Origin of the sequence: Pantoea sp. Fr-CA_6, assembly GCF_024520895.1 — a bacterium.
In the GTDB taxonomy this organism is placed as follows: Bacteria; Pseudomonadota; Gammaproteobacteria; order Enterobacterales; family Enterobacteriaceae; genus Pantoea; species Pantoea agglomerans.
Window position 1 is genome coordinate 57,393 of record NZ_JALNPO010000007.1, and the last position, 13,451, is coordinate 70,843.

Genomic DNA, 13,451 nt, shown 5'->3' on the forward strand with positions numbered 1-13,451 from the left:
TTGATATTGATTATTAAGAGTTTTAATTGATAGGGCGGGTTTAAGTACAGGGCAGGTCTGGTGTCCCCTGCAGGAATCGAACCTGCAACTAGCCCTTAGGAGGGGCTCGTTATATCCATTTAACTAAGAGGACGTTGTTCGCGGAAGTTTTGAAGTTGTTCCGACGGTTCGCATCCTATCGTAAAACCTCAGTTTTTTACAAGCTTTGCATTCTAATTTGTTTCGCGTGGTTCCCCTCACTTCACCTTGAACATCGCTTCGTTCACTTGCCAATGAGTACACATTGAGTACAGAATGCCTCTAGGGATTGTGTACAGGAAATCATTGTGGCGCTGAGTGACACCAAATTAAGAAGCATCAATGGCAAAGCTTACAACGGACCAGCGGAACTAACCGATGGTGACGGTCTGAGCGTTCGCATCACTCCATCTGGCACAATTACATTTCAGCACCGCTACCGCTGGAATGGAAAGCCTGTGCGTCTCACTGTCGGTCGCTACCCTTCAACATCGCTGAAAGATGCCCGCATTGCCGTAGGCGAGATGCGTGGATTGTACACGAAGGGGGTTAACCCAAAAACCTATTTTGCCGGAAGCACTGGTGAGCTGACTCTGAAAGAGTGCCTGGATAACTGGTGGGAAAAATATGTTAAAGACCTAAAGCACAATACACAGGTGCTTTACAAATCGGTTGTGTACAACACCATGTACAACGAGTTTGAAGATGTGCCTGTTGCCAACATCCCTGTATCAGCGTGGGTCCAGTTCTTTGATAAACAGGAAAAGCTAAATAAGAAGAAAGCCCGCGTTCTGCTGCTTCAACTGCGATCAGTCATTCACTGGTGCATCAGCCGGCAGCTGATACCTTCATGTGAGATCACTAAACTGAGTGTCAAGAATATTGGCAAGAAACCGGACGTTGGTGATCGCGTTCTGACCTACAGCGAGCTCGCTAAAGTATGGCTGGCGCTTGAGAACAGCAAGGTCGTTACATCAAACAGGTTACTGCATCAGATGCTGTTGCTGTGGGGTGCTCGCCTGTCTGAGCTTCGCCTGGCAAATGCTGCAGAATTTAATACCACTGATTGGATATGGACTACCCCATCTGAACATTCAAAGATGGGGAACATCATCCGGCGTCCGATCTTTGAACAAATGAAGCCTATGGTTGAGCGTCTTCTCAATAATGGGAATAAGATTTTGTTTCCTGGGCAGGAATTGGATAAAGCCATCGACCGCTCTTCATCAAATCTGTACATGCGGAAAATGAGAGAGAGTATTGATATACCTGAATGGCGCACCCACGACTTCCGCCGTTCTTTGGTGACTAACTTATCAAGCGAAGGGATCATGCCCCATGTCACTGAGAAAATGCTGGGGCATGAACTTGGTGGTGTCATGGCTGTGTACAACAAACACGACTGGCTGGAAGATCAAAGAAAGGCGTATGAGCTGTACGCAGATAAAATATTCTGGCACGTTAAACAGCTCGGTTAATCCCTCCATCACAAATCCATTTCTCCACCGCTCTGCGGCTATACCGCGCCGGATGTGTTAGCACTGGCGCAGGAAAGCCATGCTGCTTACGCAGCCGCCAGAGTGCCGTTCTCGCTTTACCAATTTCGTCCAAAACTTCTTTTTCACTCATAAAGTCGTGGTGCATATTCTTCTCCACACATTCCTGCTGCATCAGGTTTGTTTAGCCGTGACAGGTCACGGCGTATTGATATTCAGTTTAAGTTTGTGCCAGCCGCTGGTGGCCCAGAATTGTGAGACTCTTTTCCCTAGAGTCGGCTGGGCATCGGTTGATGTTCATCCTATTCTCAGCACTGCTTAAGGGCCTGAGAACGTTCCACTAATTGTTGCTGCGATATAGCCTAGCCTTTAGTGAAAACTCTCATGGCTTTTTGTCTGAAATTGGTTTCCCAAAGCTTAGCCTACCCTGCCGCTGAAGTTCATTCAGGGTAAAAAATGCACACTTATTAGCAAGAATGAAAACTGCACCAACTAAGCGAAAGAGTTGCCTTTGCTTATCAGATATTGAGTAATCCAGGTTTCTCACAAACATCAATGAATCTACTCCTGCTTCAAACATATAGTGAATACTTTCCATGTTGAAGCGATTAAGAGGATTTACCGTTTCAACATCAATGGTATTGACTGAACTCTCAATCTCATCGTAATCGCTTACCGTCATCACATAATCGATTTTATGAGCAAATTTATTTCTAACTGAATTTATCGATAAAAGAGCGTTTGCGATTGATATTGGCAACCCTAAAGCAACACTTAATTCCACCTTCGGCTTAAAGTAACGAGCTGGCTTAACGAAGTCTTCTGTACCAGGGCGACGAACGTTTTTAATGAAGACTTCAAGGAAGTTTTCAATTAGTAGACTTAGGCGCAGCAGAACGGCCGCTTCATCGTTAATCTTTAAAATTGGTGAGTATTTACTCTCATCAAGGAAAAAACCTAAGTCACCGTTGATGGCTACATACCCGTGCGGTTTGATTTCTGGTTCTTTCGACATATCTTGCTCTCCTTGTAACATGTCATGACATTCAAAATACTAACTTAGTCTCATGCCACTCACTAGTAACCCAGCACGCTGATTCACCCTGACAATGGCATGACTGCACCGGCAGCTGCTCCTTGCATTTCCCGCACTGCTGGTGGGCCAGCGCCTCAAGTTGCTGCGCCAGCTCCCGACCCGTTGCCGGGCCTTTGGATAACTGCCAGGCAAGCTTTTCGCTGAATCCGGCGTTAGGGCCATTGCTGCGGCGAAATTGGGCGACCTTTTTCATGACACCACCTTCAGCGTTACCGTACGTGAGCGGAGTAAATCCATTTCCATTTGGGAAAGGATATTGATCGCTTGTAAGGTGCCTGGCAGCTGTTGATTACCCATAGTTTACACAGCCCGGCGCGCTTCACCGAGTGCTTCACCGCGCAGTGTTCGAATCCACTGATCGCAGGCTGGCGTAGCAAGTGCTGCATTCAGGTCATCAATCAGCGTCAGGTCTGCGCCTGCAGCCTGCAGGGCTGTAATAGTGTCAGGAAGCACGCTATTGATACGCAGCACTTCTGAAGCCATTAGATTGGCGCGAACGGTGGCAACGTCGAGACGCGACGACAGCTCAGTCACCATCTTTGCCATTTCGATCAGAGGAGTATCCATCCCGATGTTCTTAGCGAACTGGTGGCCGGCAGCGACGACTTCTTTATTCGATTTAGAAGAAAGCATGTTGCTGGCCCTCAGTGGATGGTGATGGTGCAGTTAAGGCGCTCAGCTTCGTTCTGCGCCTTAATTGGATTGGTGACTACAGAGCCGTCAGGCAATATCCAGCCGTTGAGGATATGGCTATAGGGCAGGGTGATAATGCCTACGGTAATATGGTCGTTCGGCTTTTCCATGAAATTCTCCACACACAATTTTTGGTTGCATGAATCCCTTGCCAGTGATGGCAATAAAAAACTTTTGGGATTCGTTTAAGTTGGCTGGTGGGTTACTGCAATAACCCACAGCCCAATTACTCCACACACTTGAAAGGTTGCTGCGGTGCCGGGTGCCTCCCGGTGCTCTGGTCAGACTGATAAACACCAGAGCGGAAACTCTTAGACTGTGTGCAATCTTTGTCAGTCTTCCGCGCGCGCTGGCCGCATTCACCACAACGGATAGAGTATTCATCAACGGCTTAGTGGTGCGCCTCCAAATACTCTTTCCTGTTGTGTGCCGGTCTTTCCCGGCTGCCAGTTCTTTATTGCCATCTGAACTCATCGGCCTAACGAGTTTTAACGACCTTTACCGTTTGCATAGTCTTGTCGCCGCTAATATCGGTAGCAGTACCGCTACTTGGTGGACATTTATTGAGACCGTCTTGAAGTAGTAAGCCATCCAGTCTCGTTCAAAGAACTTTCGAAAATTCTTTCAGCGAGACTTGCTCTAATCTTTCTAAAAAAGGGCGGTTAAACAAACTTTCATGAGTAACCGCCAACACAGCAATTCAGTACTCTTAAAACGCTGGTCCGCGAACCACGTTTTCAACATCACACTGCACAATCACCACACCGGCATCACCACAACAGACAACATCAGCATCAGGGAAGAGCCTCAAAAAGGTAATCAGGTCCCGGACCGTTGTGTTCGACATGTTTTTAATTAGCTTCATTTCTTCTCCACACAGTAGACAGTTACGCCTGCAAACGTTTGTGCTGTCTTGATGAAGAAACAATAAATCGAATATGCGATATTCGCAAGTATTAAGTTGCGCAATATGCAAATATAATGCGGCAGGCACAAAAAAACCCGGACAAGCCGGGTGTTTTTTGAACTGGAAAGGATCTAAGCGTGGCGCTTGAAAGCTTGAGACTGGCTAATCATGACTTTGCCAAATATGTAGAACCTGTGTTCATTTGCCTCGTCAATGAACCAGTCGCGATAGCGTGTGTTATCGGAGATCACCAGCAGTTTATCCGGGATCATTTGAAGTCGCTTAATGTGCACTTTACCGTCAAAGCCAAACACATAGATGCCGTCACTATCGAATTTATTCACTGATATATCTACGAAAACTAAATCACCTGGCTCAATAGTACCTGACATACTATCACCGCCAACGTTGACCATTTTCACCATCTTCGCAGGCTTCCCACTGAAGAAAGATTTAGCGTGCTCAGAGTTATATTCAATAGAACGAATGACATCCACGGTGTCACTACTTACAAATGCACCAGGTCCAGCGCTCACGGTTATATCAAGTAAGTCGACACGATACACCTCCTCCCCCTTGCCATCTTTTACGTTATCCTTACTGTGATTATATACAGTAATTTCAGGAGGGGTGGGAGTAAATAATTCAAAAAGACCTACTTCAAGAGCCTCAGCTATTTTAATAAGCGATTGCTCCGTAAATGATTTTTGTTTTCCTGTCTCAAGTCTGGAGATATTTGCCTGATCCACGCCAACAGCTTCGGCCAGATCGCTCATTTTCATACCTCGCTGTAAGCGAAGCTCTCTGATGCGGTTTCCTATGTTCATGACCCTATTTAAATGTTGGTTTGCACGAAACGCAAATCAACTTGCGCAATCCGCGTGCATGCAATATTATGCGTATTACGCAATTAAAGGAGGTATTTATGGTCACACCGTTAAGAAACTTGCGTAATGCGCAAGGAAAAACATTGAGCGATGTAGCTACAGCGATTCGTCTTGATGTTGGCAACCTGAGCCGTATTGAACGAGGTATCCAGGTCGCCTCGCTGGAAGTCGCTGAGAAGCTGTCGGTCTTCTTCAAAGGCGAAATTAGCGAGCTGGAAATTCTTTATCCGCAGAGATACCAAACCGGCAATGAAAATGTATCACCCGTTTCGTTGACAGCAAAACCACAGTAAGAGGATTCAAGCAGTGGGTAAACCAGAGTGGCAAATTGAAAGGCAACCCGCATGGCTGGTGGCAGCAATCAAGAAGACTATTTCAAGTCTACCGGGCGGGTATGCAGAAGCGGCTGAATGGCTGGGTGTGACTGAAGATGCACTGTTCAATCGCCTGCGTACTAATGGCGATCAGATTTTCCCAATGGGCTGGGCGATGGTTCTGCAGCAGGCAAGCGGCACCAAGTACATCGCTAATGCTGTATCCCGTCAGTCAAACAGTGTCAACGTTCCGCTGGTGGACATTGAAGATGTTGATAACGCGGATATCAATCAGCGCCTGATGGAGTCAGTTGAGTGGATTGGCAAGCACTCAGCCTACATCCGCAAAGCAACAGCTGATGGCGTGATTGATGCAAATGAACGTGAGCAGATCGAAGAGAACAGCTATCAGGTTATGGCTAAGTGGCAGGAGCATCTGACGTTGCTGTATCGCGTATTTTGCCCGCCAGAAAAGGTGAACGCCGCAGGATTGCAGCCCGCGGCGTTCGATGCGACTAAATCAACGTGTGTGGAGAACTAATCGCGTGATCAATTTAACCAGAATATCAGGGTTACCGCAATTCCGTTGCCTCCCTTCAGCTGGTGGCCGCTTCAGCAGTGAGCCGCTGCGATATGTGCTTAATGTACCGGGCATCAGCGAAGAAGTTAACCACAGCTTTGTTGACTGGGCTGTGGGCAATGCTAACCAGCGAATGAAGGCGACCAAATGCGAGAACTTGACCGTATCTTCCGAGATAAGCGCGGTATCCCAGTGCGGGTCATTCGCTGGGAGCCAGAGAACGACTGGGTTATCTACCTGCGTGACAACTATGAACATGGCGAGTGCTTCAGTTCTCTCGAACGGTTCAAGCAGTATTTCAGAGAGGTCGAAGTAATTCATGAGCCTACTTCTGAAAGTTAAACCATTGGTGATAAGTCCTGAGCTTGCGCAGCGCATTGGTCTGAATGAGGCTATTGTGCTGCAGCAGATTTGTTATTGGCTGGAAGACACTACATCCGGCGTCGAATATGACGGCAAACGCTGGGTTTATAACAGCATTAACGCCTGGAATGAGCAGTTTCCATGGTGGACCGGCAAGACGATACAAAGAACGGTTTCTTCATTAAGAAAAATGGGTCTGATTTATGTTGAGCAGCTTAAAAAGAAGCAGCACGACCAGACTAATTATTACGCAATTAACTACGCAAGCCCTTTACTGACCGATAGGGACAATTTGTCCCTATCGAGAGAGACAAATTGTCCTGATCGAAAAGGTCAATCTGTCCCTATGGATAAGGTCAAGTTGTCCCAATCCATCGGGTCAATTTGTCCCACTCTTACAGAGATTACAACAGAGAATACTACAGAGATTACAACAACCCCTTCTTGTCAGGTTGCGATGCAACCCGACCATGCCCCTGATGCAAATCAGGCTGCTTTCAGCGTATTGGAGCATCTGAACCGCGCAGCAGGCATGCGCTTTCAGAAATCAAAATCCTCACTGGCACCAATTCGCGGTCGCCTGGCTGAAGATTTCACTGCTGATGAACTGATTCTCACTGTGGATTACTCAATCGCGAAGTGGGCTGAAGACCCAAAAATGTGTGAGTACGTCCGACCGGAAACAATTTTCCGTCCGGGTAAGTTCCCCGGCTACCTGAGTTCCGCGCAGAAGTGGGATAAAGCGGGGCGGCCTAAGTGCATCAACGGTAAGTGGCAGCGTGATGTGATGGCTATCTCATCAATGGACTATGAAATTCCTAACGGCTTTCGCGGCGCATAAGGGGATAGAGCGATGATTAACCACGAATCAAAAATTCTTGAACTGATTACCCGCAATGGCCCGCTGAAGGTGCGCGAACTCTGCAAGCTTACCGGCTTGCATGAGACCTCAGTGAAGCGCTTTATCAAACCGCTTTTCATCAGAGGGACTCTCAAGCGTGCCAGCGACTGGAGTTATTCGATCAACACCGCTCCGGTGCCAGAAGAGAGCGAAAAGCATCGCCAGCTGGCGAAGCAGGCTACCGAACTGGAGGCTAAAGGGTTCTGGTTGCGTGCTGCACAGGTCTGGCGTGAAGCGATGCTGGTGGCCCGGTTCGATGCATCCCGCAATGAAGCCAAAGAGAACTGCGACCGCTGTGCCGCGAGAGGCTCACTTAACTGTGGCAGCTATGGCGGGCTTGATACAGGCCGTATTGGCGAAAGCTTCCTGAGTGAGGATCGCCAATGAAAGCGCATCTGAAGAGCCACTACCAACGCAATGAGATTTTCTACCAGGCCATCCGCACCGCAGCGGTGATGATTGCCGCCCCGATTATTGTCCTGATATGGGAGCAGACCACAGCATGAGCACATTAGCGCGCATTTACGACGACAAAAAAAATAGCGATACCGACATCACCACCCGTAAAACCTACCTGCTGGGCGTTGATGAGCTGTATGTTGAAACTAATTACAACATTCGTGATATCGATCAGACCCATGTCGAGGAGTTCAGCGATGCCTTTATCGCTGGTGAGCATGTGCCTCCGCTGGCTGTTAAGGTCACCGAAAAGGGCATTAAGATCATCGATGGCCATCACCGCTATTACGGTGCGAAGCTGGCTCAGGAAGCGGGCTATACGCTGCGCCTGGAGTGTAAGGACTTCGTGGGCAGTGAAGCCGACAGTGTGGCATTCATGGTTACCAGCAGCCAGGGACGTGCCCTGTTGCCGCTGGAACGTGCAGCCGCCTATCAGCGCCTCGTTAATCAGGGCTTAGAGCCATCCGAGATCGCCGCAAAGGTGAAACGTTCGATCACCGACGTTGAACAGCACCTGCAGCTGCTGACCGTTGGCGAGCCTCTGATTGAGATGGTGAAATCCGGCGAAGTGGCCGCAACCACAGCAGTAGCCCTGCAGCGTGAGCATGGCGTGAAAGCATCATCAGTAGCACAGGAGCAAATGCAAAAGGCGAAAGCGGCTGGCAAGAAGAAGCTGACCAAGACCGATGCCATGCCTCAGTTCAGTGCTGCTCAGGCACGCAAGCTTGCAGAACTGATTGCTAAACATTCTCAGACAGAACAGAGCGATGAGGGCGCACGCATTACGCTGACGTTTGAAACTGACCTGCAGGCGGCTGAGCTGATGGATATTATCCTGATCGCCAAAGAGCATTACGGCGTGACTAAATCAGTAAGCGAACAACCGGCCCCGGTTAAGTCAGAGAACGGCGATGGTGATGACCTGCCGCTTCTAAAACACGAAATCCTTGAGCAAAGCGGTGTTGAAGCGTGGGCGTGCGTAGTTGCCGCGTTCAAAATGAAAGCTGAGTACACCTACAGCGAATCGAAGTGGGCGCATACCTGGGCGGCGGACTCCGTTGCGAACCCTACCTGTGTGACCGTTCCGGCAGAGACCATTGCTAAAGCGGTGCGCCTCGTCAAAGAGCATCATGACAATCTTGAACTGAAGCTGTGGGTGTCAGAGCAGTACAATGATCCAGAGCTGGCAATCGAGCAATTGCATCGCTTCTCAGCAGTGCTGATTGACGTTCGCCACGACAGGCCATGCACGGTTCAGGAATTTATCGCGCTGGTGGAACAGACAGACCGTGATTGCTGGTCAAACATCCGCATGCTGCGTCAGGCAATTAAAGAACTGCCCGCTCTGGCTGGGAGGGTTGCATGATCCATTACCACGGCGGACCCATCACGCCTGATACCTGTGCCATCCGGGCATGGAGTGGCAGACATGCGTTTATCTCATTTGCTCATGCAGGCCAGATAAACCTCGCCTCTGAATTCTGCCAATCATTTGCGCTGGATAACGGCGCATTTACCGCATGGAAAGCCGCTGGCCGCAACAAAATTGACTGGTCGGATTATTACGAGTTCGTAGCGCGCTGGAAAAACCATCCGGGTTTTGATTTCGCCATCATCCCTGATGTTATTGATGGCGGAGAGGCTGAGAACGAGGCGCTGCTTGATGAGTGGCCACATGGTGATTTCTATGGCGTACCGGTCTGGCACATGAACGAGAGTGACGACCGATTAATACGGCTTTGCAACGATTACCCGCGGGTAGCAATAGGCAGCTGCGGCGAGTATGACGTTAAGCGCCCTAAGATAGCCGTGGCACGGATGAAAGATCTGATCCGGCACGTTACCGACGATTACGATCAACCAATTGCGAAGCTTCACGGGCTGCGCATGCTTAATCCGCAGATATTCACAGAAATACCGTTGGCGAGCGCAGACAGCACCAACGTAGCCAGAAACATTGGTATCGATAAGGCATGGAAGGGAGCTTACGCCCCAGCATCAAAGGAAACACGTGCGACCCTGATGGTTGAGCGCATTGAGTCACACAACAGCCCGGGATCACTGAATTACTGTGAGCAGCTGGACCGCTTCAATATGCAGCTGCAGCTGGCGGTGTAGAAATATGAAACTTACATTGCCATTCCCTCCAAGCGTTAACACTTACTGGCGTAACACCAGAAAGGGAGTATTGATCAGCGCCTCCGGGCGCTGTTTCCGCTCCAACACCTTAGCTTCAGTCATGGAGCAGCTAAAGCGGCGCCCTGTACCGATTACAGATAACGTAGAGGTAAGCGTTCTGCTGTTCCCGCCAGACAAGCGCCAGCGTGATCTTGATAACTACCTCAAAGCATTATTCGACAGCCTAACGCATGCCGGGGTGTGGGGTGACGATAGTCAGATTAAGCGATTGTCGGTTGAGTGGGGTGAGCAGGCTAGGTCAGGAAAAGCGGAGGTCATAATTCAGCCTTTTCAATTTAGCAAGCGATGAATATTCACTATAAACGAAGATTAGAATTTTTAGTTTCTCGCAGTTGAAGGAAATGAAAATGCTATGAAATTGCAGCTGGGCAATCCTGCAACTGCATTTATTTCTATACGATAAAGGGGATGAACATCATGTTTAAAAAATTACTGACTTGTTCTATGATAGATATCCCCGAAATTTAAGGATAAAACATGAACATTGAGCGTGTTATGGGTATAGAAGAAAAAATTGAACAAATCGAATCCAGCGCTACACGTAATTATTTTAGAGAGGTGTATAGCTGCTACAATAATGGCAATTACCGTGCTGCTGTGGTTTCGCTTTGGTCAGTCTTAGTCTGTGATGCAGTTTATAAGACCCAAAAACTTTTCGAACTAACTGGTGATGGATGGGCAAGAAAAAAGATCACGGAGATTGAGAAGTTGCAACAGGAAAATAGCAAGTCTTCAGAATGGGAACTCGATCTTTTTGAAGGGTTTTATACTAACAAAAAATTTATTGGAATTGGTGAGATTTCAAATATTAGAGATATACAGAAAAAAAGACATTTATGTGCGCATCCTATTTTATCTGAAGACAACGCTTTATATACCCCGAGTAAAGATGCAGTGAAGAGTATGATATTAAATGCTCTCGATGACTTCTTAATACGCAAGAATTATTATGGGAAAGATGTGTTCCCAATACTTATAGAAACCTTAAAGGATAATAGTGAATATTATTCTGAGCTGAAAAATATCAAGCCGTTTATAGTTAAGTATTGCCAAAGGTTGACTTTGCCTGCAATTTACCAAATATTTAAGGATTTTTATAAATTTAGTTTCAGGTTGGACAACGAAGATGCTACAAAATATAGGAGGTTAAATCGAAGAGCTTGCCATGATCTTTATCAGGAAGTAAAAAAATATCCTTTGTATGTGCAAAAGATGAAGGAAGAGAGAGAGTATTTCGAAAACGTTTCCTTTAAAACAAGTATTCTTATTTATTTTTTTGCGTTCCTTTCATACAATAGAGAGATATATGAAACTTTTTCAGAAGAAATGCGTGATCGCCTTAAAGTATGCCACACCAAAGAAACTGACGATGACTTTTTTTATGGCCTGAAAGTTGCGAGTAATTTTTTATATCAAAATCCTTCTGATTATTTCAATGTTATGAAGCAGTTGTTAACTGACGATGTTATTAAAAGGTTTACTCTTTCAGAGTATAATTATATCAATGAAGTTTATCGTGATGTGAATTGCATCGAGATAATCAACGACTTGTCAATAATTTTCGCAGAAAACTCCCCTTCTTATGATGATGCAGATGAACGCTTTAATCTGGTTTTAGATGAGGGTGTTTTGAGGTCTTACACTGCTGTACAATTGGAAAGGTTAATTGCGAGCTTTAATCAAAGTAGTCAGGTTAGGAATAGGCGACGTGGGGATATTGATCTTGCTAAATTAAAGCATAGGTTGGCAGAAGTCATTGATTGAATTATAACTCGTTACTCAATGTATGTGAGTAACGAGTTATAAATCGTCATCAATAAATCCCCGGAATGAATTTTCATCCACTAGATGCTTATTGTCTTTTTAACTGATTTGGTTATTTTGTAAGAATCTGGATTTTTATTTGGCAACATGATGCACTTATAAGTATTAAAAAGTTTTTGCAGTCATCTGTCTTGGTAGTGGTTAATGAGTGTGAGAATCTTTAATGTTAAAGATTTCTATGAAAAATTTTTATGCATTATTTCAGATTTTCATTCAATTGGTAATGCGTGTAACATCTAACATATATTGTTTGTTAAAAAAATTAAATAAAATCTTGCAGGCAAGATGGAATGATATTTAAATGGGATTATAGTAATAATAGTAGGCATATTGCAGATGCCTTAAGTAAAGGTTGGTCTCGTTCATTTGCAGATGATGGGGCGTTGCCGATTTAAAAACAGTGTGTGGAGAAGAAAGCATGAATCAGCTTTTAGTGATTGATAGAGTTTCTGTTCGTCATGACAAATTCGGCCGTTATTGTCTTAACGACATTCATCGTGCAGCAGGTGGCGAACGCAGGCATGAACCATCCCTGTGGCGTAACCTTCAACAGACCAGTGAGCTCATTCAGCTTCTGAGCGATACAGGAATTCCTGTATCGGTTATTCAAAGCCAGCCTCATTTCTTCAAGTCAAAATTTTCCGAGCATCTCCGCTTGCTCGAAACTGTGCATTGAGGTGACTGTGAGAGCATTGCTTACACCGGAAATAGCGCCTCGTACAGGAATTGTGCTGCTCAAGCCGGGGCCGGAGCTTCTGAGGCTGTTCAAAGGTCGTGTTGTGATTAGCACCCCGACTATGGATATGGCAGACCTGCCATCAGGGCGGCTGAATGACAGCACACAGCCGTTACTTGATGAGCCCTCACTGATTCCCTTCTTCAGTCACGAACGCGTGATAAAGGCCGCTGGTGGACCGAATGGGCTGGCATCTTTCGTCCAGTCCTTCGGGTGCTGCCAGTGGGAGCAGTTGGGTGTGTGGCATCATCATGAATTCACAGTATCAGAAATCGAAAACGGCCTGGTGTCTCTTTGCTATAGCCACGATAATGAGTTCAGGGAAAACGGCGTACCCGGTAGCCTGGAGAACAGCGCCAAAGGAAATACCGCACTCTGGATAATCAGGGCGGCATGCAGCCAGATGGCGTTCAGCGGTGACCACCAGTTGACCCTGCCGGAACTGTGCTGGTGGGCAACCCTGAATGATGTGATTGACCTGATACCAGAGGCACCCGCACGGCGCGTTCTGCGTATGCCGAAAGAAAGTATCCAGAGCGGCGAGCTGAAAGAGGCTCGCATTGTTCCGGTGCGACCGGCGCGGGAAGTTATTCAGGATGCAGCGCAGATCGTCAAAAAGATAATCAGCCTCCATGCAGACCCGGAATCACCAGAATCATTCATGAAGCGGCCCAAGCGTAAGCGCTGGGAAAGTGAAAAATACACACGATGGGTAAAGTCGCAGACTTGCGCATGTTGCGGCATACAGGCTGACGATCCTCATCACATCATCGGACACGGACAGGGGGGAATGGGAACGAAGGTGCATGATTTATTTGTGATACCGCTATGCAGAGCGCATCACGATGAACTGCACCGGGATATGAGAGCGTTTGAAGCGAAACACGGCAGTCAGATAGAGCTGCTGTTCAGGTTCCTTGATTTCGCGATTGCAGTCGGAGTGATTGGGACAGACAAAAAATAAAGTGTGTGGAGAGG

General features: G+C 47.0%; 21 protein-coding genes and 1 tRNA gene. 14 read left to right on the top strand and 8 right to left on the bottom strand.

Annotated elements, in window-relative coordinates:
• Positions 1–58 precede the first annotated feature (58 nt).
• Positions 59–133: transfer RNA gene (locus tag NR201_RS14040), tRNA-Arg, on the bottom strand.
• A 193-nt stretch (positions 134–326) separates the two neighbouring features.
• Between NR201_RS14040 and NR201_RS14045 the strand changes: the two genes are divergently transcribed.
• Positions 327–1,496 carry a site-specific integrase gene (locus NR201_RS14045; RefSeq protein WP_187510579.1) on the top strand — a complete coding sequence of 390 codons (1,170 nt, stop codon included), beginning with the start codon at positions 327–329 and terminating at the stop codon, positions 1,494–1,496.
• Here the strand turns inward: NR201_RS14045 and NR201_RS14050 are convergent.
• A complete protein-coding gene (locus NR201_RS14050) occupies positions 1,480–1,647 on the bottom strand; it encodes a helix-turn-helix transcriptional regulator (RefSeq protein ID WP_372340266.1) in 168 nt (55 codons plus the stop codon). The two genes, NR201_RS14045 and NR201_RS14050, sit on opposite strands and share 17 nt — an antisense overlap.
• Here NR201_RS14050 and NR201_RS14055 point away from each other — a divergent pair.
• Positions 1,576–1,836 (top strand): hypothetical protein, encoded by a 261-nt coding sequence (locus NR201_RS14055; protein WP_256849935.1) that lies wholly within the window; start codon positions 1,576–1,578, stop codon positions 1,834–1,836. The two genes, NR201_RS14050 and NR201_RS14055, sit on opposite strands and share 72 nt — an antisense overlap.
• 60 nt (positions 1,837–1,896) lie before the next feature.
• Here NR201_RS14055 and NR201_RS14060 read toward each other — a convergent pair whose 3' ends face one another.
• The 6 genes from NR201_RS14060 to NR201_RS14085 form a co-directional block, all read right to left on the bottom strand.
• Positions 1,897–2,529, bottom strand: coding sequence for a hypothetical protein (locus NR201_RS14060; RefSeq protein ID WP_256849874.1), 633 nt, complete (start codon positions 2,527–2,529; stop codon positions 1,897–1,899).
• A gap of 31 nt (positions 2,530–2,560) precedes the next feature.
• Complete coding sequence (locus NR201_RS14065; protein WP_256849875.1) at positions 2,561–2,803, bottom strand: hypothetical protein; 243 nt, start codon at positions 2,801–2,803, stop codon at positions 2,561–2,563.
• A 107-nt stretch (positions 2,804–2,910) separates the two neighbouring features.
• Complete coding sequence (locus NR201_RS14070; RefSeq protein WP_256849876.1) at positions 2,911–3,243, bottom strand: hypothetical protein; 333 nt, start codon at positions 3,241–3,243, stop codon at positions 2,911–2,913.
• Between the two features lie 11 nt (positions 3,244–3,254).
• On the bottom strand, positions 3,255–3,413 hold the full coding sequence (locus NR201_RS14075) for a DUF1317 family protein (RefSeq protein ID WP_256849877.1): 159 nt from the start codon (positions 3,411–3,413) through the stop codon (positions 3,255–3,257).
• 599 nt (positions 3,414–4,012) lie between these two features.
• Entirely contained in the window at positions 4,013–4,168 is a 156-nt protein-coding gene (locus NR201_RS14080; protein ID WP_197276787.1) for a hypothetical protein, read from the bottom strand.
• Positions 4,169–4,341: 173 nt separating this feature from the next.
• Positions 4,342–5,037 (bottom strand): S24 family peptidase, encoded by a 696-nt coding sequence (locus NR201_RS14085; protein WP_256849878.1) that lies wholly within the window; start codon positions 5,035–5,037, stop codon positions 4,342–4,344.
• A gap of 98 nt (positions 5,038–5,135) precedes the next feature.
• On the opposite strand from NR201_RS14085, the gene NR201_RS14090 reads away from it, so the two are divergent.
• The 12 genes from NR201_RS14090 (at position 5,136) to NR201_RS14145 (ending at position 13,437) form a co-directional block, all read left to right on the top strand.
• On the top strand, positions 5,136–5,390 hold the full coding sequence (locus NR201_RS14090; protein WP_256849879.1) for a helix-turn-helix domain-containing protein: 255 nt from the start codon (positions 5,136–5,138) through the stop codon (positions 5,388–5,390).
• 13 nt (positions 5,391–5,403) lie between these two features.
• Positions 5,404–5,952 carry a YmfL family putative regulatory protein gene (locus NR201_RS14095; RefSeq protein WP_256849880.1) on the top strand — a complete coding sequence of 183 codons (549 nt, stop codon included), beginning with the start codon at positions 5,404–5,406 and terminating at the stop codon, positions 5,950–5,952.
• A 186-nt stretch (positions 5,953–6,138) separates the two neighbouring features.
• On the top strand, positions 6,139–6,333 hold the full coding sequence (locus NR201_RS14100) for a DUF4222 domain-containing protein (RefSeq protein WP_256849881.1): 195 nt from the start codon (positions 6,139–6,141) through the stop codon (positions 6,331–6,333).
• Entirely contained in the window at positions 6,311–7,195 is an 885-nt protein-coding gene (locus tag NR201_RS14105) for a conserved phage C-terminal domain-containing protein (RefSeq protein ID WP_256849882.1), read from the top strand. Before NR201_RS14100 ends, NR201_RS14105 begins: the two co-directional genes overlap by 23 nt.
• A gap of 12 nt (positions 7,196–7,207) precedes the next feature.
• Entirely contained in the window at positions 7,208–7,642 is a 435-nt protein-coding gene (locus NR201_RS14110) for a PerC family transcriptional regulator (RefSeq protein WP_256849883.1), read from the top strand.
• The gene (locus tag NR201_RS14115) at positions 7,639–7,761 is read left to right on the top strand and encodes a hypothetical protein (protein ID WP_256849884.1); all 123 of its coding nucleotides are present in this window, start codon (positions 7,639–7,641) and stop codon (positions 7,759–7,761) included. Before NR201_RS14110 ends, NR201_RS14115 begins: the two co-directional genes overlap by 4 nt.
• Positions 7,758–9,080: a ParB N-terminal domain-containing protein gene (locus NR201_RS14120; protein WP_256849885.1), complete on the top strand. Its 1,323-nt coding sequence runs from the start codon at positions 7,758–7,760 to the stop codon at positions 9,078–9,080. Before NR201_RS14115 ends, NR201_RS14120 begins: the two co-directional genes overlap by 4 nt.
• Positions 9,077–9,832 carry a hypothetical protein gene (locus tag NR201_RS14125; protein ID WP_256849886.1) on the top strand — a complete coding sequence of 252 codons (756 nt, stop codon included), beginning with the start codon at positions 9,077–9,079 and terminating at the stop codon, positions 9,830–9,832. Before NR201_RS14120 ends, NR201_RS14125 begins: the two co-directional genes overlap by 4 nt.
• 4 nt (positions 9,833–9,836) lie before the next feature.
• Positions 9,837–10,202 carry a RusA family crossover junction endodeoxyribonuclease gene (locus NR201_RS14130; RefSeq protein ID WP_256849887.1) on the top strand — a complete coding sequence of 122 codons (366 nt, stop codon included), beginning with the start codon at positions 9,837–9,839 and terminating at the stop codon, positions 10,200–10,202.
• A gap of 188 nt (positions 10,203–10,390) precedes the next feature.
• Positions 10,391–11,677 carry a hypothetical protein gene (locus NR201_RS14135; protein ID WP_256849888.1) on the top strand — a complete coding sequence of 429 codons (1,287 nt, stop codon included), beginning with the start codon at positions 10,391–10,393 and terminating at the stop codon, positions 11,675–11,677.
• 478 nt (positions 11,678–12,155) lie between these two features.
• Positions 12,156–12,413: a KilA-N domain-containing protein gene (locus NR201_RS14140; protein ID WP_256849889.1), complete on the top strand. Its 258-nt coding sequence runs from the start codon at positions 12,156–12,158 to the stop codon at positions 12,411–12,413.
• A gap of 7 nt (positions 12,414–12,420) precedes the next feature.
• Positions 12,421–13,437, top strand: coding sequence for a DUF968 domain-containing protein (locus tag NR201_RS14145; RefSeq protein WP_256849890.1), 1,017 nt, complete (start codon positions 12,421–12,423; stop codon positions 13,435–13,437).
• Positions 13,438–13,451: the final 14 nt, after the last annotated feature.